The organism is Azospira restricta (genome assembly GCF_016858125.1).
Classification (GTDB): Bacteria; Pseudomonadota; Gammaproteobacteria; order Burkholderiales; family Rhodocyclaceae; genus Proximibacter; species Proximibacter restrictus.
This window is the reverse complement of the sequence record NZ_CP064781.1, coordinates 19,617-37,737: the sequence shown is the minus strand read 5'-3', so window position 1 is coordinate 37,737 and position 18,121 is coordinate 19,617. Positions and strand designations below refer to the sequence as shown.

The window sequence follows — 18,121 nt, the reverse complement described above, 5'->3', positions numbered from 1 at the left end:
ATGAAGGGGCGCGAAAGCGGAATGCCGGACGAGGCGTGGTGGGCGAGTTTTTTCGAGCCCGAAGGCGCCCTCGACCGGCTGCTCGACCTCGGTCGTAACGACGGCGGCATCGTCGAGTTCGGCTGCGGCTACGGCACCTTCACGCTGCCGGCAGCGCGCCGCACGCGCGGGACGGTGGTCGCGCTGGACATCGAGCCGGCGCTGGTCGAGGCGGTAAGAGGCAAGGCCGAGCGTGCCGGGCTGGGCAACGTGCAGGCGTGCGTCCGCGATTTCGTTGCCGACGGCACCGGGCTCGCCGGCGGTTCGCAGGCACACGCGATGATCTACAACCTGCTGCATCTGGAAGCGCCGCTGGCGCTGTTGCGCGAAGCGCACCGGAACCTGGCGCCGGGCGGCACGCTGTCGGTGATCCACTGGCGCAGCGACATGCCGACGCCGCGCGGGCCATCGCTGGCGATCCGCCCGACGCCGGAGCAATGCGCCGCGTGGATCGGCGAGGCGGGGTTCCGCGAGCTGCGGACGGTCGACCTGCAGTCGTCCTGCCCCTACCACTTCGGGCTGGTCGCCCGCCGCTGACTGGCCGTCGTCGCCCGTTCAGGGCTTGACGAAGGTCTTCACCCCGTCCGCCGTGCCGAGCAGCAGCACGTCGGCGCCGCGGAGCGCGAACAGGCCGTTGGTGACGACGCCGACGATCTGGTTGATCTCGGCTTCCAGCGCCTCGGGGTCGTCGATCGCGAGGCCGTGCACGTCGAGGATCAGGTTGCCGTTGTCGGTGACGAAGCCCTCGCGCAGCGCCGGCCGGCCGCCGAGCTTCGCCAGCTGGCGGGCGACGTGGGCGCGCGCCATCGGGATCACCTCGACCGGCAGCGGGAAGCGACCCATCACCTCGACCTGCTTCGAGGCGTCGGCGATGCAGACGAATTTGGTCGCCACCGCGGCAACGATCTTCTCGCGGGTGAGCGCGCCGCCGCCGCCCTTGATCATGTGCAGGCGGGCATTCACTTCGTCGGCGCCGTCGACGTAGATCGGCATCTCGCTCACCTCGTTGAGGTCGAGGACGCGGATGCCGTGGCCTTCCAGGCGCTTTCGGGTCGCTTCCGAGCTGGCCACCGCGGCCGGGATGCGGTCCTTCATTTCCGCCAGCGCGTCGATGAAGAAGTTGGCGGTCGAGCCGGTGCCGACGCCGACGATCGCGTCGGGGACGACGTAGGCGAGGGCGGCGCGGGCGACGGCTTGTTTGAGTTCGTCCTGGGTCATGGCGTTCGGTGTCGTTCCGGGGTGGGTTACGCAGGCCGCCATTTTACCGTCCGGTGAATTGTTACGGCGTGTCATCGCTCTGTAACATTCGTCGACGACACTCCGCTGCGTTGTCCTTCCCACCGATTCACAGGAGTGAAATCAATGCTGAAGAAAACCCGCATCGCCACCGTCCTCGGCTTCGCCGGCCTGTCGCTGCTCGCCGGCGCCGCGCAGGCGCAGGTCATCAAGATCGACGGCTCGTCGACGGTCTATCCGATCACCGAGGCGGTCGCCGAGGAGTTCCAGAAGGCCAAGAAGAACGCGGTCAAGGTCACCGTCGGCATCTCCGGCACCGGCGGCGGCTTCAAGAAGTTCTGCCGCGGCGAGACCGACTTCGCCAACGCCTCGCGCCCGATCACGGCCAAGGAAATGGAAGACTGCAAGGCCGCCGGCGTGCAGTACGTCGAGATGCCGGTCGCCTTCGACGCGCTGACCGTGGTCATCAACCCGAAGAACACCTTCCTCAAGGAAGCCACCGTCGAGGAAATGAAGAAGCTGTGGGAGCCGGCGGCCCAGGGCAAGATCACCAAGTGGAACCAGGTCAATCCGGCCTGGCCGGATGCGCCGGTCAAGCTCTTCGGCGCCGGCGCCGACTCGGGCACCTTCGAGTACTTCACCGAGGCGATGGTCGGCAAGGCCAAGTCCTCGCGCGGCGACTACACCGCCTCCGAAGACGACAACGTGCTGGTGCAGGGCGTCTCGCGCGACGTGAACGCGATCGGCTACTTCGGCTACGCCTACTACGCCGAGAACCAGGGCAAGCTGAAGGCGCTGCCGATCGTCTCGCCGAAGACCGGCAAGGCGGTCGCGCCGTCCGCCGCCTCGGTTGAGAACGGCAGCTACCAGCCGCTGTCGCGCCCGATCTTCGTCTATGTCAAGGCCGCGTCGCTGGAGAAGCCGGAGGTGAAGGAGTTCGTCGAGTTCTACATGAAGAACGCCGCCAAGCTGACCGCGGAAGTGAAGTACGTGCCGCTGCCCGCCGCCGCCTATACCGGCAACCTCGACCATGTGAACAAGAAGAAGCTGGGCAGCGTGTTCGGTGGCAAGAACGAGATCGGCATCACCATCGACGAGCTGATGAAGCGCGAGGCCAAGCTGTAATGCGGCTTCCGGCGAGCGACTCGCCAATTGTGTGAAAGGCACCGGCCCCGCGAGGGGCCGGTGTAGCATCTAGGATTGCCCGCAAATGAATTCCTACGCCATGTCCGCCACCCCTGTTCCCGACACGCCGACCGTCAGCGCGCGCCTGGCCCGGAACGCCATGCGCCACGCCAGCGAGCGCGTCATCGAGGCGCTGCTGTTCGCCGCGGCGGCCGTCTCGGTGCTGACCACGCTCGGCATCGTCTACGTCCTCGTCTCCGAGTCGGTGCTGTTCTTCCAGAAGGTCGGCATCGTCGACTTCCTGACCGACACGCAATGGACGCCGCTGTTCGACGATGCCCACTTCGGCATCATGGTGCTGGTCTCCGGCACCGTCGTCTCGTCGGCGGTGGCGCTGGCGGTGGCGATCCCGATGGGCACCGTGATCGCCATCTACCTGTCCGAGTTCGCCGGCCCGCGCGTGCGCGAGCTGGCCAAGCCGATCCTCGAGCTGCTCGGCGGCATCCCGACCATCGTCTTCGGCTATTTCGCGCTGCTGATCGTGACGCCGCTGCTGCAGAAGATCTTCCCCGAGCTGCCGGGCTTCTCGCTGCTCTCCGCCGGCCTGGTGATGGGCGTCATGATCGTTCCCTACGTCGCCTCGCTGTCCGAGGACGCGATGCGCGCGGTGCCGATGAGCCTGCGCGAGGGCTCCTACGCGATGGGCGCGACGCGCCTGCACACCGCGCTGCACGTCGTCGTCCCAGCCGCCTTCTCCGGACTCGCCGCGTCCTACATCCTCGGCGTCTCGCGCGCCGTCGGCGAGACGATGATCCTGGCGGTGGCCGCCGGCATGCAGCCGAACCTGACCTGGAACCCGATGGAACCGGCGGCGACGATCACCTCGTACATCGTGCAGGTGGCGCTCGGCGACCTGCCGCACGGCTCGATCGGCTACCAGACGATCTTCGCCGCCGGCCTGACGCTGCTGCTGATCACGCTGCTCTTCAACATCCTCGGCCAGTGGCTGCGCCGCAAGTTCCGGGAGAACTACTGATGCAAGCTCAAAACACGCAACGGATCCGCGCACTGATCGCGCGCGGCAAGCTGAAGGACACGCTGTTCGCCGCGCTCGGCGTCATCTGCCTCGGCATCGGCCTGCTCGTCATCTTCGCGCTGGTCGCCGACATGGCGATGAAGGGCTTCGAGCGGCTGAACCTCGACTTCTTCACCAATTTCGCGTCGCGCCGCGCGACGCAGGCCGGCATCCTCTCCGCCTGGGTCGGCTCGCTGCTGGTGATGCTGGTCACCGCGCTGACCGCGGTGCCGCTCGGCGTCGCCGCCGGCCTCTACCTGGAGGAGTACGCCAAGCGCAACTGGATCACCGAGATCATCGAGATCAACATCACCAACCTCGCCGCGGTGCCGTCGATCGTCTACGGCCTGCTGGCGCTCGGCATCTTCGTCTACACCTTCGGTTTCGGGCAGAGCATCCTCTCCGCCGGCCTGACGCTGGCGCTCCTGATCCTGCCGATCGTCATCGTCGCCACGCGCGAGGCGATCCGCGCCATCCCGGCAATGATCCGCGAAGGCTCGATGGCGGTCGGCGCCACCCGCTGGCAGACCTGCCGCTACCACATCGTCCCCTACGCGATGCCCGGCATCCTGACCGGCGTCATCATCGGGCTGGCCCGCGCGATCGGCGAGACGGCGCCGATCATCACCATCGGCGCGCTGACCTTCATCGCCTTCCTGCCGCCGGTGCCGTTCTCGGCGCTTCCCGACGGCGGCACCGCCGGCCTCTTCGACTGGGTGATGTCGCCCTTCACGGTGATGCCGATCCAGATCTTCAACTGGACCTCGCGCCCCGACCCGGCCTTCGAGGTCAACGCCGCTGCCGCCGGCTTCGTGCTGATGGCCATGGTGCTGACGATGAACGCCGTCGCCATCTGGCTGCGCTACAAGCTGCGCAAGAACATCAAGTGGTAACCCGGAACCCCCTTTGGAGTAACGCCATGAACCAGGCTTCGCCTTCCACGCCCGTCCCGCTCAAGGCGGAAGCGCGCAACTTCAACTTCTTCTACGGCGACGTGCAGGCGCTGAAGAACATCAACATGCCGATCCACGACAAGAAGGTGACCGCACTGATCGGTCCGTCGGGCTGCGGCAAGTCGACCTACCTCAGGAGCTTCAACCGGATGCACGACCTCTACCCGGGCAACCGCTACGAGGGCGAGATCCGCTTCTACCCGGACAACACCAACCTGCTGTCGCCGGAGGTCGATCCGATCGAGGTGCGCATGCGCGTCGGCATGGTCTTCCAGAAGCCGAACCCGTTCCCCAAGTCGATCTACGAGAACGTCGCCTACGGCCTGCGCGTGCGTGGCGAGAAGAACCGCCGCGACCTCGACGAAAAGGTCGAGCAGGCGCTGCGCGGCGCCGCCATCTGGGACGAGGTCAAGGACCGCCTGCAGGATCTGGCGACCAACCTCTCCGGCGGCCAGCAGCAGCGCCTGTGCATCGCCCGCGCGCTGGCGACCGACCCCGAGCTGCTGCTCTTCGACGAGCCGACCTCGGCGCTCGACCCGATCGCCACCGGCGCCATCGAGGAGCTGGTGCACGAACTCAAGCAGCGGGTGACGATCCTCATCGTCACCCATAACATGCAGCAGGCGGCGCGCGTCTCCGACTACACCGCCTACATGTACCTCGGCGAGATGATCGAGTTCGGCAAGACCGACGACATCTTCATCAAGCCGCAGGACAAGCGCACCGAAGACTACATCACCGGCCGCATGGGCTAGGAGGAAAACAGATGAGCGACAGCATTCACGTCTCCCGCCAGTTCGACGAGGACTTGAGCGGCCTGCGCACGCACGTGCTGGAGATGGGCGGCCTGGTCGAGGCGCAGATCCGTGCCGCGGTCGAGGCCTACGCCACCGGCGAGACCGGCATCGTCAAGGACATCGTCGAGAACGACCACCGCGTCAACGATTTCGAGAAGATCATCGACGACGAGACCATCCACGTCGTCGCCCGCCGCCAGCCGACCGCGTCCGACCTGCGGCTGGTGATGGGCGTCACCAAGATCGTCACCGACCTCGAGCGCATCGGCGACGAGGCGAAGAAGATCGCCAAGGGCGCCCGCCGCGTGCACGAGCAGGGCATGCTGCAGCTGCCGCGCGCGACCGACGTGCGCCACGTCGCCGACGAGGCGGTGGTGATGCTGCGCCAGGCGCTGGACAGCTTCGCCCGCCTCGATTCCCAGCTCGCCGACGCGGTCATCCACGCCGACGCCAAGGTCGACGCCGAGTTCAAGGCCATCGTCCGCCAGCTGATCACCTACATGATGGAAGATCCGCGGACCATCTCGACGGCGATCGACATCGTCTGGATCGGCCGCTCGATCGAGCGCATCGGCGACCACGCGAAGAACATCGCCGAACACGTGATCTACATCGCCGAAGGGCGGGACATCAGGCATTCCGGCAAGGAGGAATAAGTTGACCCCGACCATTCTGGTAGTCGAGGACGAACCGGCGATCCAGGAGCTGCTCGCCGTCAATCTGAAGCACAACGGCTTCCTGGTCGTCCGCGCCGGCAGCGCCGAGGAGGGCGAGGCGGCGATCCGCGCCGCGCTGCCCGACCTGCTGATCCTCGACTGGATGCTGCCCGGCCAGTCCGGCGTCGCGCTCGCCAAGCGCCTGCGCACCGACGAGCGCACCCGCGAGCTGCCGATCATCATGCTCACCGCGCGCGTGCACGAGGAGGACAAGATCATCGGACTCGAGGCCGGCGCCGACGACTACGTGACCAAGCCCTTCTCGCCGAAGGAGCTGGTCGCGCGCGTGCGCGCCGTGCTCCGCCGCCGCCAGCCGCACCTCGCCGGCGAGGTGGTCGAGATCGGCGCGCTGTCGCTGAATCCGGCGACGCATCGCGTGCTCGCCGCCGGCCAGCCGGTCGAGCTGGGGCCGACCGAGTTCCGCCTGCTGCTCTTCTTCATGACCCATCCCGAGCGCGTATACTCGCGGGCGCAGCTGCTCGACGAGGTCTGGGGCGACCACGTCTTCATCGAGGAGCGCACCGTCGACGTGCATATCCGCCGCCTGCGCGCCGCGCTCGAGAGCACCGGCGAGCACGAGCGGATCGAGACCGTGCGCGGCGCCGGCTACCGCTTCCGCGGCGCCTGAGCAATGCGCGATGCGCATTGCGAAGAAGTACTCTCGGGGTGCGCCTGAGCAATGCGCGATGCGCATTGCGAAGAAGTACTCTTGGGGTGCGCCCGAATAATGCGCGCCGGGCATTACGGAGAAGTGCCCTCGGGCAACAACTGACCGCCCGGGGTGTCCCGGGAAACCTGCAGGCAGGGAGAACGATGTGAACTGGCGGGGCGGCAAGGCGGCGGCATGAGCACCGCGCTGATCCAGACCCTGGCGCTGACGCTGGGCGGTGCGCTGCCGGCGCTGGTGCTCGGCGTCCTCGTCTCGCCGGCCTGGGGCTGGGCGCTGTTCGCCGCCGTGCTGCTGCTGCAGCTGCTGCTCGGGCTGCGCTACTTCTCCCGGCTCGAGTCCTGGTCGCGCCACCCGTCGCCGACGCACGCGCTGGAAGGCGCCGGCGTCTGGGACGAGGTGTTTTCCCGGTTGCACCGACACGAGCGCGAACTGCGCGCGCTGATCGCGCGCCGCGACCTCGACCTGCGCCAGGTCGCCGCCGCCGGCCAGGCCATCGTCGACGGCATCATCACCCTCGACGCCGACAACCGCATCGGCTGGTGCAACCGCACCGCCGAACAGCAGCTCGGCCTCGACCTGCGTTCCGACCGCGGCCAGCCGATCGCCAACCTCGTCCGCCAGCCGGCCTTCGTCGCCTACCTCGCCGCCGGCGACTTCGCGCGCCCGCTGCGGCTCAATGCCGTGCGCAACGACGAGCAGGTGCTGTCGATCCACGTCCTGCCCTACGCCGGCGGCGAGCGCCTGATGCAGGTGCGCGACGTCACGCAGAGCGAGCGCCTCGACCGCATGCGCCGCGACTTCGTCGCCAACGTCTCGCACGAGCTGCGCACGCCGCTGACGGTGCTCTCCGGCTTCCTCGAGACGCTGCGCGAACTGCCGCTGGAACCGGCGGAGCGCGACCGCTACCTGGCGCTGATGGCCGAGCAGTCCGACCGCATGCAGCGCATCGTGCAGGACCTGCTGACGCTGTCCACGCTCGAATCCTCGCCGCCGCCGCCGGAGAGCGAGCGGGTGGCGATGCCCGCGCTGCTGGAGAAGCTCAAGCGCGACGCCGAGGCGCTGTCCGCCGGCCGCCACCAGATCGCGCTCGTCGTCGAGGCCGGCGACCTGCTCGGCGCCGAGTCGGAGCTGACCAGCGCCTTCGGCAACCTGATCTCCAACGCCGTCCGCTACACGCCGGCCGGCGGCCATATCGCCATCGCCTGGAAGCCGCAGGGCCGCGGCGCCGAGTTCTCGGTCAGCGACGACGGCCCCGGCATCGACGCGGCGCACATCCCGCGCCTGACCGAGCGCTTCTACCGCGCCGACCTCGGCCGCTCGCGCGAGACCGGCGGCACCGGCCTCGGCCTGGCGATCGTCAAGCACGCGCTGTCGCGCCACCAGGCGCGGCTCGAGATCGCCAGCGCGCTCGGCGCCGGCAGCCGCTTCAGCGCCCATTTCCCGCCCGCCCGGCTGGCCCCGTGAGCGTCGCCGCCGGCCGGCGGCTCGCCTGCGGCGGCAAAAGGTGCGATTCTTGCAAGGCAGTTTCGTCCCGACCAGGGAAGTTCCTGTCGTTGCCGCCGTGCCGGGGGAATTCACGCTGGTCGCCGTTCCGGAAAATTCCTGATCGAGAGAAACCACGACCATGGCCAAGACCAGCGAAACCAAAATCGAGAAAACCGCCGCCGGCGTCCGCCGCGGCAAATCCGTCACCCCGCCCGCCGCCAAGCCGGCGGCCGCCGGCCCCGCCCGCGGCCGGCGCGTCGCCGCCGGCGATACTGCCGCGGTGGCCCGCGGCGCACCGGGGGTGGAGAACTTCGTCGTCGGCGAATCGGTCGAGGCGGCGCAGGAAGCGCGGCTGGCGGCGATGCGCGACCTCGTCTCCGGGCTGCCGGCGAGCGAGGCGGGACGCCTGGTCAAGCAGTTGCAGCGCCAGCTGCGCGCCGCCGCCGACGACGGCTTGGCACATCCGGACGACGAGCTGACGCCGGACTGGCGCGACGGCGGCTACCCCTACCGCAACCTGATGCAGCGCCGCACCTACGAGCGGCAGAAGTACCGTCTGCAGGTCGAGCTGCTGAAGCTGCAGGCCTGGGTCAAGGAGACCGGGCAGAAGGTGGTGATCCTGTTCGAGGGCCGCGACGCGGCGGGCAAGGGCGGCACCATCAAGCGCTTCATGGAGCACCTCAACCCGCGCGGCGCGCGCGTCGTCGCGCTGGAGAAGCCGACCGAGATGGAGCGCGGCCAGTGGTACTTCCAGCGCTACGTGAACCACCTGCCGACCAACGGCGAGATCGTCCTCTTCGACCGTTCCTGGTACAACCGCGCCGGCGTCGAGCGCGTCATGGGCTTCTGCAACGACCACGAGTACGCCGAGTTCATGCGCCAAGTGCCGGAGTTCGAGCGCATGCTGGCGCGCCAGGGCACGCACCTGATCAAGTTCTGGTTCTCGGTCAGCCGCGAGGAGCAGCGCCGCCGCTTCAAGGAGCGCAAGGTGCACCCGCTCAAGCAGTGGAAGCTCTCCCCGATCGACATGGCCTCGCTCGACAAGTGGGCGGACTACACCAAGGCCAAGGAGGCGATGTTCTTCCACACCGACACCGCCGACGCGCCGTGGACGGTGATCAAGTCGAACTGCAAGAAGCGCGCGCGGCTCAATGCGATGCGCTACATCCTGCACAAGCTGCCGTACTCGAACAAGGACGTGCAGCGCATCGGCAACCTCGACCCGCTGATCGTCGGCCGCGCGCACGTCGTCTACGAGCGCGGCGAGCACCAGGGGGCGCCGATCCTGTGAGCCTCCCGTCGCCGCTTGTAGCCGAAACGTAACCGGCGCGTCATCGACCTGTTACGCGCATGGCGGAGCATCTCCGCCATGCCCCAGGTCCGTTCCCTCTTCCTCTCGGACATCCACCTCGGCACCCGCGCGTGCCAGGCCGAGCGGCTGCTCGACTTCCTCCGCGAACACCCCGCCGACAACGTCTTCCTGATCGGCGACATCGTCGACTTCTGGGCGATGCGCCGCGGCATCCACTGGTCGCCGGCGCAGAACACCTTCGTCCAGAAGATCCTGCGCCGCGCCCGCCACGGCGAGCGCGTCGTGGTCATCCCCGGCAACCACGACGAGGCGCTGCGCGACTACGTCGACGCCGCCTTCGGCGACATCGAGCTTGCCGCCGAGCACGTGCATGTGCTCGCCGACGGCCGCCGCTTCCTGCTCATCCACGGCGACGAGTTCGACCAGGTCACGCGCCACCACCGCTGGGTCGCGCTGTTGGGCGACCTCGCCTACGACTGGCTGGTGCGTTGCAACCTGATCGTCTCCTGGGTGCGGCGCAAGCTCGGCATCGCCGGCTACTGGTCGCTCGCCGGCTACGCCAAGCGCAAGGTCAAGAAGGCGCTCCAGTTCGTCCTCGACTTCGAGGAGTCGGTGATCCACGCCGCGCGCCAGCGCGGCCTCGACGGCGTGATCTGCGGCCACATCCACTGTGCCGCGCTGCGCGAGGTCGGCGGCCTGGTCTACGGCAACTGCGGCGACTGGGTCGATTCGTGCAGCGCGCTCGTCGAGCACGCCGACGGCCGCCTCGAAGTCGTGCACTGGGCGCAGCCGGCGCCCGCCATGTCCAGTCAAGAACCCGAGGAGGAATCGCGATGCGCGTCCTGATGGTTTCCGATGTCTACTTCCCCCGCGTCAATGGCGTCTCGACCTCGATCGAGACCTTCCGCCGCAAGCTCGCCGGCGAGGGCGTCGAGGTCCGCCTGGTCGTCCCGCGCTACGGCGACGAGCCGGACGAGCCGGGCATCGTCCGCGTCGGCGGCCGGCCGCTGCCGGGTGACCCCGAGGACCGCCTGGTCGGCTGGCGGGCGATGCACCGCGCGGTCGCCGCGGCCGCCGCCGACTGCGACGCGATCCACATCCAGACGCCGTTCGTCGCCCATTACGCCGGCCTCGCCGCGGCCCGCCGGCACGGGCTGCCGGTGCTCGCCACCTACCACACGCTGTTCGAGGAATACCTGCAGCACTACGCGCCGCTGCTGCCGGCCGGCTGGCTGCGCGGTGCCGCGCGCTTCTTCTCGCGCCGCCAGTGCAACGCGGCCGACGGCGTGCTCGTGCCCTCGTCGGCGATGCGCGAGCGGCTGCAGGCCTACGGCGTGACCGCGCCGCTGCGCGTGCTGCCGACCGGCATCCCGGTCGAGCGCTTCGCCGGCGGCGACGGTGCCGCCTTCCGCGCCGCGCACGGCATCGCCGCGGAGCGCCCGCTGGCGCTCTACGTCGGCCGCGTCGCGCACGAGAAGAACCTCGGCTTCCTGATCGACGCGCTGCCGCGCGCGCTCGCCGCGGTGCCCGAGCTGCTGCTGCTGATCGCCGGCGAGGGACCGGCGCGCGCCGACCTGCAGCGCCGCGTCGATGCGCTGGGGCTGAACCGCGCGGTGCGCTTCGTCGGCTACCTCGACCGCGCGCGCGGCCTGCCCGACTGCTACGCCGCCGCCGACCTGTTCGTCTTCGCCTCGCGCACCGAGACGCAGGGCCTCGTGCTGATCGAGGCGATGGCCGCCGGCACGCCGGTGCTGGCGCTGTCGGCGATGGGCACCGCCGACATCCTGGCGCCGCGCAAGGGCTGCCTGGTCGCCGCCGACGACGTGCACGCCTTCGCCAACGCGCTCGCCCACTTCTTCGTCCATCGCCGGGCCTGGTCGCACCTGCCGGGCGAGGCGCGCGCCTATGCGCAGACCTGGTCGGACGCGGTGATGGCCGAACTGCTCGCCTCGCACTACCGCACGCTGCGCCGCGACCACCGGGCGCGCACGGCGCAGGCGGTGGCGGTCGCCGGCCTGTGAGCGCGTCGTTTCACCGTGCCGTAACAGGCGCCGGCTAGCATCGCGGCGCCGCTCCGATCATCCATCACGGCCTCCGGCCGGAAAAAGAAGACTGACGATGAAAGTCCTGTTCGCCTTCCCCGCCCGCCTCTCCGGGCGCCTCTCGTTCCGTGCCAAGCTGCTCGGCTCGGCGCTGTTGTTCGGCCTGCCCCTGCTCGCCGTCTCGTCGCTCCATCTCGCCGAGCAGGCGGCGCGCGTCGAGCGCGTCCGCGCCGAGCGCGCCGGGCTGGCGCTGCAGATGCCGCTGCAGCGCCTGCGCGACCGGGTCGATGCGCAGCACGCGCTGCAGCTCGCCGCCGGCAAGGGCGACGCCGACGCGCAGGCGCTGCTCGCCGGCAACGCGCAGGCGGTCGCGCAGCTGCGCGGCGACGCTGCCGGCGCGCTCGCCGGCGAGGCCGGGCGCGCCTTCGCCGAGGCCTGGGCGCGGCTGGCCGCCGACGGCGGCGACGCAGCCCATGCCGCCGCGGTCGCCGCGCTGCAGGAGGCGACCGCGCAGAGCGTCGACGGCAGCGGCCTGCGCATGGATGCCGAGGTCGACAGCAACGCGCTGCTCGGCCTCCTCGCCGATCGCCTGCCGCCGTTCGCCGCTGCGCTCGCCGACGCCCGCCGGATCGGCGGCGAGGTGCTCGCCGGCCAGCGCCTGCGGCCGGCGCAACGGCGCGAGCTGGAGGCGCTGCGCGCCGGCTTCGACCCGCTGATGCGCTGGCTCGACGACAGTCTGGCGCGCGGCTGCGGCGGCGACGAAGCCGCCTGCACGCCGCTGCGCGAGCGCTACGCGCAACTGAACGAGGCCGTGCTGCCCTTCGTCGAGACGCTGACGATCAAGGTCATCGACACCGCCGAGCACGAGCTCGCCGCGACCGAGTTCTTTCGCCGCGCCGACGCCGCGCAGGGCGCGCTGTTCGCGCTCGGCGACGCGGTCGCCGCCGACGCCGGGCGCCTCCTCGGCGCGCGCGAGGCGCGTCTGGAAGCGCAGCAGCGGGCGGTCGCCGGCCTGCTGCTGGGCGTGCTGCTGCTCGTCGCCTGGGGCTTCGCCGGCGCCTACCGCTCGATCATCGGCGCGCTCGGCGAGCTGCGCGGCGTCGCCGAGGCGATGGCCGCCGGCGACCTGCGCCGGCGCGCGGCGGTCGATACCCGCGACGAACTGGCGGCGCTCGGCAACGCCTTCAACGCGGTCGCCGACGCCTTCGCCCGCGTCATCGGCGAGGCCGACGGCTCGGCGCGCCGGGTCGACGCCTCGGTGCGCCAGGTCAGCGACGCCGCCGGCCAGGTCGGGCTGGCCACCGACCGCCAGAGCGCGTCGTCGGCGCAGGTCGCGGCCGCGGTGCAGCAGCTGACGGTGAGCATCAGCGAGGTCGCCGAGCATGCGCAGAAGACGCTGGCCGTCTCCGAGCGCGCCGGGCAGCTGGCGGAAGCCGGCGTCGGCGAGGCCAACCAGGCGACGGCGGCGATCCGCAGCATCGACACCACCGTGCGCCACGCCGCCGACACCGTGCAGCGGCTGGAGGTGCGCTCCGGGCAGATCAGCGCGATCGTCGGCGTCATCCAGGAGATCGCCGAGCAGACCAACCTGCTGGCGCTGAACGCGGCGATCGAGGCGGCGCGCGCCGGCGAACACGGCCGCGGCTTCGCGGTCGTCGCCGACGAGGTGCGGAAGCTCGCCGACCGCACGCGCAAATCGACCGGCGAGATCGCCGAGACCATCGCCGCGATCCAGGCCGAGATCCACGCCTCGGTCGACGAGATGGCGGCGAGCACCGACGCCGTCGGCAAGAGCGTCGCCAGCGTGCAGTCGCTGATCGACGCGCTCGAACGCATCCGCCGCGAGGTCGGCGAATCGCTGGCGCACCTGCGCGAGATCGAGGCGGCGACCGGCGCCCAGGCCGGCGCCAGCGAGTCGATCGCGCGCGACGTGCAGGAGATCGCGGTGATGTCGGAGCAGAACCACGCCTCGGTGCGCTCGGTCGGCGACCTGCTCGCCGACCTGGTCGGCATGTCGCGCAGCCTGTCGGCGGCGGTCGCCGGGCTGCGCGTGTAGCACTTGTAGCGCCGACGGCGCTCGGCGCTGGCCTATACTTTCCCTGTCGCAATATCGCCGTAACAGGGAGTGCTTAGCATGCCGGCTTCCGACAACGAAGAGATGCCCATGGATCTGCTGCTGTGGCGCCACGCCGAGGCCGAGGACGGCGACGACGACTTCGCGCGCGCGCTCACCGGGCGCGGCGAGAAGCAGGCGAAGGCGGTCGCGCGCTGGCTGCGCCAGCACCTGCCGCGCCACCTGCGCATCGTCGCCAGCCCGACCGTGCGCACGCGGCAGACCGCCGAGGCGCTCGACCTGCCGTTCGAGATCGAGCGCAGGATCGGGCCCGGCGCGCAGCCCGCCGACCTGCTCGCCGCCGCCGGCTGGCCGTCGGCACGCGGCGCCGTGCTGCTGGTCGGCCACCAGCCCGGCCTCGGCCAGCTCGCCTCGCTGCTGCTCGCCGGCCAGGAGTCGGAATGGACGATCAAGAAGGGGGCGCTGTGGTGGCTGACGCGGCGCATCCGCGAAGGCGAGCCGCAGACCGTGCTGCGCACCGTCGTCTCCCCCGACTTTCTCGCCGGCAGCAAGTAATTCCGCCTGCTGCAATCCGTTCCGCCGCCGTCATCGTCCTGCCCGGCGGCTGCCACAGTCCTGCAACATCGGCGTCCTAGACTGGTCGCCGTCACCTGTCGCAGGAGAAGAACAACAATGAACCCGTGCATCGAAAACGAGCAGGACGAGCTCGCCCGCATCGTCCGCGAAGGGCTGCTGCAGCCCGTGTTCCAGCCGATCGTCGATTTCCGCGCGCGCGCGCTGCTCGGCTACGAGGCGCTGATCCGCGGCCCGCTGCACTCGCCGCTGCAGCGCCCCGACGTGCTCTTTTCCGCTGCCCGCGCCGCCGGCCTCGGCCTCGATCTCGAGCACGCCTGCCGCGAGGCCAGCCTGCGCGCCTTCGCCCGCCTGCAACTGCCCGGCCGCCTGTTCCTCAACATTTCGCCGGGCGCGCTGCTGGACGAACGGCTGATGAACGGCACCACCCGCACGCTGCTCGGCGAGCTCGGCATCGCCGCCAACCGCCTGGTCATCGAGCTCACCGAGAACGAGCAGATCACCGACCTGCCCGGCATCCACGAGGCGCTGCTGCACTACCGCGGGCGCGGCTTCCAGATCGCCATCGACGATCTCGGCGAGGGCTTCGCCAACCTGCGCATGTGGTCCGAGATCCGCCCCGAGTTCGTCAAGATCGACAAGCACTTCGTGCACGGCATCGCCGACGACCGCATCAAGTACCACTTCGTGCGCGCGATGCAGGACCTCGGCGAGATCTGCAACGCCGCGCTGATCGCCGAGGGCATCGAGCGCGTCGAGGACTTCGAGTGCATCCGCGACATGGGCATCGCCTGCGGCCAGGGCTACTTCATCGCCCGCCCGGACAAGGCGCCGGCGCGGCAGCTGCCGGCGGAGATCGCCGGCGTCCTCGAGCGCCACCGCGTCACGCTGTCGCCGACCGCGCTGCACGCCGGGCGCACGCGCACCGCGCGCCTCTTGCTGCGTGCGATCGAGCCGGTGGCGAGCGGCGCCAGCAACGAATGCGTGTTCGCGCGCTTCGAGGCCGATGCCTCGCTCGAAGTGCTGCCGGTGGTCGACGGCGCGCGCCCGATCGGGCTGATCAACCGCCACAGCATGGTCGACCGCTTCGCGCGGCCGTTCCAGAAGGAGCTGTTCGGACGCAAGTCCTGCCACCAGTTCATGGACCCGTCGCCGCTGGTCGTCGACCAGAACGCGACGATTCCCGAGCTGGCGATGATGCTGTCGGTGGCGCCGCGCCACTACCTGTTCGACGGCTTCATCATCACCGGCGACGGCGGCCGCTACCTCGGCATCGGCAGCAGCCACGACCTGATGGCGATGATCACCGAGATGCAGATCAGCGCCGCGCGTTACGCCAACCCGCTGACGCAGCTGCCCGGCAACGTGCCGATCAACGAGCACATCGACCGCATGCTGGCGACCGGCAACGGCTTCGTCGTCGCCTACCTCGACATCGACAACTTCAAGCCCTACAACGACACCTTCGGCTACCGGCGCGGCGACGACGTGATCCAGCTGCTCGGGCAGCTGATCTGCGAGGCGGTCGACGGCCGCCAGGATTTCGTCGGCCACATCGGCGGCGACGATTTCTTCGTCGTCTTCCAGAGCGCCGACTGGGAGGCGCGTAGCTGGGCGATCGTCGAGCGCTTCGCCGAGGCGATGGCGACGATGGCCGACGACGAACTGCACGCGCTCGGCGGCTACATGGCCGAGAACCGGCGCGGCGAGCTGGTCTTCCAGGCGCTGCCGACGCTGTCGATCGGCGTCGTGCGCGTCGCCCCGGGCGAGTACGAGTCGCATCGCGAGGTCGCTGCCGCCGCGGCGACGGCGAAGAAGCAGGCGAAGAAACTGGCCAAGCAGGCCGCCGCCGACCAGGGCGCGGTGCGCGGCAGCGCGCACGGCGCCGTCTTCGTCGAGCGCCGGCGCGCCGGCGGCGACACCGCCGCTCCCCGCCTCAACTGAGCGGGCGCGCCCGCGCCCCCACCAAGGAGCCCTTCATGCACAGCGCACCGATCTTCCCGGGGAGCCTCCCGTCGGCCCCGTCCCGCCGGCGGACACCGTGGCAGGACGACCTGCTCGCGCAGATGCTGGCCCGTCATGCCGGCAAGCGCATCCTGATCGCCGACGCCAGCCCGGCCGACCGTCACCGCCTCTTCGATCTGCTCCGCGATGCCCGCCTCGAGCTCGATTTCGCGCTCGACGGCGCCGATGCGGTGACGCGCGCCAGCGACGCGCCGCCCTGCGCGATCCTGATCAACCCGCGGCTGCCGGTGATGGACGGGCTGACTGCCAGCCGCGTGCTGCGCAGCCTGCCTTTCGGCCGCCAGCTGCCGATCATCGCCGTCTCCGACGAGGTGCTCGACGACGTCAGCGTGCGCTGCTTCGTCGCCGGCATCGACGACATCGTCGCCAAGCCGCTGGTCGCCGACGCGCTGCATCGCTGCCTGCTGCGCTGGCTGGACCGGCGGGCGGTGGCCGCCGCACCGGTCTGGGGGGCGCCCGCCCGCCGCACCGGCTGAAACCGACGGCAGCTGCCGTCCCGTCGCCGGCCGGCACGGCATACAATGCGCGCAGTATGGATCCGCAAGCTGCGCCATGATTCCCTTCGCCTCGCTCGCCCGTAGCCTCGAACGCAACCGCGTCAGCCGCCGCCAGGCGCTGTGGCTGCTCGGCGCCGGCTGCCTGGCCGGCGCTTTCTCCGGCTGCGCCACCTCGCCGGTGACCGGCGAGTCGATCCTGGTCGGCATGAGCGAGGCCGACGAGCGCAGCGTCGACGCCCGCGTCTCGCCGCACCAGTTCTCGCGCGACCTCGGCGCGGTGCAGGACGCGGCGCTCAACCGCTACCTCGGCGAGGTCGGCAACCGCCTCGACGACACCACGCACCGGCCGACGATGCCGTACTCCTACCGTGCGCTCAACGCCAACTACGTCAACGCCTACACTTTTCCCGGCGGCGCCGTCGGCGTCACCCGCGGCATCCTCGTCGAGCTCGACGACGAGGCCGAGCTCGCCGCGCTGCTCGGCCACGAGCTGGGCCACGTCAATGCGCGGCACGCGGCGCAGCAGCAGGGGCGCTCGCTGCTGGCGCAGGCGGCGGTCGCCGGCGTCAACCTCGCCGCCCGCGATGCGCGCTGGGGCAGCGTCATCGGCCTCGGCAGCCAGGTCGGCGCCAGCGCGCTGCTCTCCGGCTACTCGCGCGACGACGAGCGCGAGGCCGACGCCCTCGGCCAGGAATACATGGTGCGCGGCGGCTACCCGGCGGCCGGCATGGTCCGCCTGCAGCAGTTGCTGGTCGACCAGGAGCGCGAGGCGCCGGGCATCGTGCAGACGATGTTTTCCACCCACCCGATGAGCCGCGAGCGGCGCGACACCGCGCAGCAGCTGGCGGAAACGCGCTACGCGGCGAGCCGCGGGCGCGACCCGCAGCGGGCGCGCTTCATGGACAGCACCGCCGGCCTGCGCCAGCTGAAGCCGACCATCGACGACCTCAAGCGCGGCGAGACGGCGATGGCGAAGAAGGACTACCGCAGCGCCGAGGCGGATTTCGCTTCCGCCGTGAAGCGCACGCCGCAAGACTACGCCGCCAACCTGCGCATGGCGCAGTGCCTGCAGGCCACCGGCCGCGGCCGGCAGGCGCTGGACTACGCCGACAGCGCGCGCCGCATCTATCCGCAGGAGGCGCAGGCGCACAAGGTCGCCGGCGTGCTGGCGCTCGAGCTGCGCGACCCGGCGCAGGCCTTCCAGCGGCTCGACGAGTACGACCGCCTGCTCCCCGGCGATGCCGGCGTCACCTTCCTCAAGGGGGTGTCGCTCGAAGGCCTGGGCGAGCGCCGCGCCGCTGCGCAGCACTACAATGCCTTCCTGCGCCAGAACGCGCAGGGCGATGCGGCGCAGTACGCCTACCTGCGGCTGAAGGGCTGGGGCTACCTGCGCTGAACGGGCGGCCGCGCCCGGAACCTCGCCGGGCGGGGCGAAGTCGAATGGGGAGCGGCGTTGCGCCAGGACGCGACGCCGGGCGGGGCGGCAGAGGTCGCTATGCGGC

17 protein-coding genes are annotated in these 18,121 nt (G+C 70.4%); 16 read left to right on the top strand and 1 reads right to left on the bottom strand.

From position 1 onward, the window contains the following. Positions 1-576, top strand: a complete 576-nt coding sequence (locus IWH25_RS00160) for a class I SAM-dependent methyltransferase (protein ID WP_203387343.1) — start codon at positions 1-3, stop codon at positions 574-576. 18 nt (positions 577-594) lie between these two features. Here the strand turns inward: IWH25_RS00160 and rpiA are convergent, their stop codons facing one another. Further along, positions 595-1,257: a ribose-5-phosphate isomerase RpiA gene (rpiA, locus tag IWH25_RS00155; RefSeq protein ID WP_203387342.1), complete on the bottom strand. Its 663-nt coding sequence runs from the start codon at positions 1,255-1,257 to the stop codon at positions 595-597. Between the two features lie 144 nt (positions 1,258-1,401). Here rpiA and IWH25_RS00150 point away from each other — a divergent pair, with 144 nt between their 5' ends. The 15 genes from IWH25_RS00150 to IWH25_RS00080 all read left to right on the top strand — a co-directional run bounded on the left by IWH25_RS00150 (position 1,402) and on the right by IWH25_RS00080 (position 18,015). After that, positions 1,402-2,400 carry a PstS family phosphate ABC transporter substrate-binding protein gene (locus IWH25_RS00150; protein ID WP_203387341.1) on the top strand — a complete coding sequence of 333 codons (999 nt, stop codon included), beginning with the start codon at positions 1,402-1,404 and terminating at the stop codon, positions 2,398-2,400. 85 nt (positions 2,401-2,485) lie between these two features. Next, a complete protein-coding gene (gene pstC, locus IWH25_RS00145; RefSeq protein ID WP_238998963.1) occupies positions 2,486-3,436 on the top strand; it encodes a phosphate ABC transporter permease subunit PstC in 951 nt (316 codons plus the stop codon). After that, on the top strand, positions 3,436-4,368 hold the full coding sequence (gene pstA / locus IWH25_RS00140; protein ID WP_203387340.1) for a phosphate ABC transporter permease PstA: 933 nt from the start codon (positions 3,436-3,438) through the stop codon (positions 4,366-4,368). The genes pstC and pstA overlap by 1 nt, the downstream gene beginning before the upstream one ends. Positions 4,369-4,394: 26 nt before the next feature. Then, complete coding sequence (pstB, locus tag IWH25_RS00135; protein WP_203387339.1) at positions 4,395-5,183, top strand: phosphate ABC transporter ATP-binding protein PstB; 789 nt, start codon at positions 4,395-4,397, stop codon at positions 5,181-5,183. 11 nt (positions 5,184-5,194) lie between these two features. After that, positions 5,195-5,881 carry a phosphate signaling complex protein PhoU gene (gene phoU / locus IWH25_RS00130; RefSeq protein WP_203387338.1) on the top strand — a complete coding sequence of 229 codons (687 nt, stop codon included), beginning with the start codon at positions 5,195-5,197 and terminating at the stop codon, positions 5,879-5,881. 1 nt (position 5,882) lies between these two features. After that, a complete protein-coding gene (gene phoB / locus IWH25_RS00125) occupies positions 5,883-6,569 on the top strand; it encodes a phosphate regulon transcriptional regulator PhoB (protein WP_203387337.1) in 687 nt (228 codons plus the stop codon). Between the two features lie 216 nt (positions 6,570-6,785). Then, positions 6,786-8,075: a phosphate regulon sensor histidine kinase PhoR gene (phoR, locus tag IWH25_RS00120; protein ID WP_238998962.1), complete on the top strand. Its 1,290-nt coding sequence runs from the start codon at positions 6,786-6,788 to the stop codon at positions 8,073-8,075. 160 nt (positions 8,076-8,235) lie between these two features. Further along, a complete protein-coding gene (ppk2, locus tag IWH25_RS00115) occupies positions 8,236-9,387 on the top strand; it encodes a polyphosphate kinase 2 (protein WP_203387336.1) in 1,152 nt (383 codons plus the stop codon). Positions 9,388-9,465: 78 nt separating this feature from the next. Next, entirely contained in the window at positions 9,466-10,254 is a 789-nt protein-coding gene (locus tag IWH25_RS00110; RefSeq protein WP_203387335.1) for a UDP-2,3-diacylglucosamine diphosphatase, read from the top strand. Beyond that, the gene (locus IWH25_RS00105; protein WP_203387334.1) at positions 10,242-11,429 is read left to right on the top strand and encodes a glycosyltransferase; all 1,188 of its coding nucleotides are present in this window, start codon (positions 10,242-10,244) and stop codon (positions 11,427-11,429) included. Before IWH25_RS00110 ends, IWH25_RS00105 begins: the two co-directional genes overlap by 13 nt. A 97-nt stretch (positions 11,430-11,526) precedes the next feature. Next, positions 11,527-13,506, top strand: coding sequence for a methyl-accepting chemotaxis protein (locus IWH25_RS00100; protein WP_203387333.1), 1,980 nt, complete (start codon positions 11,527-11,529; stop codon positions 13,504-13,506). 108 nt (positions 13,507-13,614) lie between these two features. Further along, positions 13,615-14,079 (top strand): SixA phosphatase family protein, encoded by a 465-nt coding sequence (locus IWH25_RS00095; protein WP_203387332.1) that lies wholly within the window; start codon positions 13,615-13,617, stop codon positions 14,077-14,079. A gap of 117 nt (positions 14,080-14,196) precedes the next feature. Beyond that, positions 14,197-16,041, top strand: coding sequence for a GGDEF domain-containing protein (locus IWH25_RS00090; RefSeq protein WP_203387331.1), 1,845 nt, complete (start codon positions 14,197-14,199; stop codon positions 16,039-16,041). Positions 16,042-16,076: 35 nt separating this feature from the next. Then, entirely contained in the window at positions 16,077-16,598 is a 522-nt protein-coding gene (locus tag IWH25_RS00085) for a response regulator (protein ID WP_203387330.1), read from the top strand. 76 nt (positions 16,599-16,674) lie between these two features. Continuing rightward, positions 16,675-18,015, top strand: coding sequence for a M48 family metalloprotease (locus tag IWH25_RS00080; protein ID WP_203387329.1), 1,341 nt, complete (start codon positions 16,675-16,677; stop codon positions 18,013-18,015). Positions 18,016-18,121: the final 106 nt, after the last annotated feature.

What these genes read in the sequence shown, in the direction of transcription:
- IWH25_RS00160 (WP_203387343.1), top strand. Translation starts at nt 1, where the DNA reads ATGAAGGGGCGCGAAAGCGGAATGCCGGACGAGGCGTGGTGGGCGAGT.
- rpiA (WP_203387342.1), bottom strand. Translation starts at nt 1,257, where the DNA reads ATGACCCAGGACGAACTCAAACAAGCCGTCGCCCGCGCCGCCCTCGCC.
- IWH25_RS00150 (WP_203387341.1), top strand. Translation starts at nt 1,402, where the DNA reads ATGCTGAAGAAAACCCGCATCGCCACCGTCCTCGGCTTCGCCGGCCTG.
- pstC (WP_238998963.1), top strand. Translation starts at nt 2,486, where the DNA reads ATGAATTCCTACGCCATGTCCGCCACCCCTGTTCCCGACACGCCGACC.
- pstA (WP_203387340.1), top strand. Translation starts at nt 3,436, where the DNA reads ATGCAAGCTCAAAACACGCAACGGATCCGCGCACTGATCGCGCGCGGC.
- pstB (WP_203387339.1), top strand. Translation starts at nt 4,395, where the DNA reads ATGAACCAGGCTTCGCCTTCCACGCCCGTCCCGCTCAAGGCGGAAGCG.
- phoU (WP_203387338.1), top strand. Translation starts at nt 5,195, where the DNA reads ATGAGCGACAGCATTCACGTCTCCCGCCAGTTCGACGAGGACTTGAGC.
- phoR (WP_238998962.1), top strand. Translation starts at nt 6,786, where the DNA reads ATGAGCACCGCGCTGATCCAGACCCTGGCGCTGACGCTGGGCGGTGCG.
- ppk2 (WP_203387336.1), top strand. Translation starts at nt 8,236, where the DNA reads ATGGCCAAGACCAGCGAAACCAAAATCGAGAAAACCGCCGCCGGCGTC.
- IWH25_RS00110 (WP_203387335.1), top strand. Translation starts at nt 9,466, where the DNA reads ATGCCCCAGGTCCGTTCCCTCTTCCTCTCGGACATCCACCTCGGCACC.
- IWH25_RS00105 (WP_203387334.1), top strand. Translation starts at nt 10,242, where the DNA reads ATGCGCGTCCTGATGGTTTCCGATGTCTACTTCCCCCGCGTCAATGGC.
- IWH25_RS00100 (WP_203387333.1), top strand. Translation starts at nt 11,527, where the DNA reads ATGAAAGTCCTGTTCGCCTTCCCCGCCCGCCTCTCCGGGCGCCTCTCG.
- IWH25_RS00095 (WP_203387332.1), top strand. Translation starts at nt 13,615, where the DNA reads ATGGATCTGCTGCTGTGGCGCCACGCCGAGGCCGAGGACGGCGACGAC.
- IWH25_RS00090 (WP_203387331.1), top strand. Translation starts at nt 14,197, where the DNA reads ATGAACCCGTGCATCGAAAACGAGCAGGACGAGCTCGCCCGCATCGTC.
- IWH25_RS00085 (WP_203387330.1), top strand. Translation starts at nt 16,077, where the DNA reads ATGCACAGCGCACCGATCTTCCCGGGGAGCCTCCCGTCGGCCCCGTCC.
- IWH25_RS00080 (WP_203387329.1), top strand. Translation starts at nt 16,675, where the DNA reads ATGATTCCCTTCGCCTCGCTCGCCCGTAGCCTCGAACGCAACCGCGTC.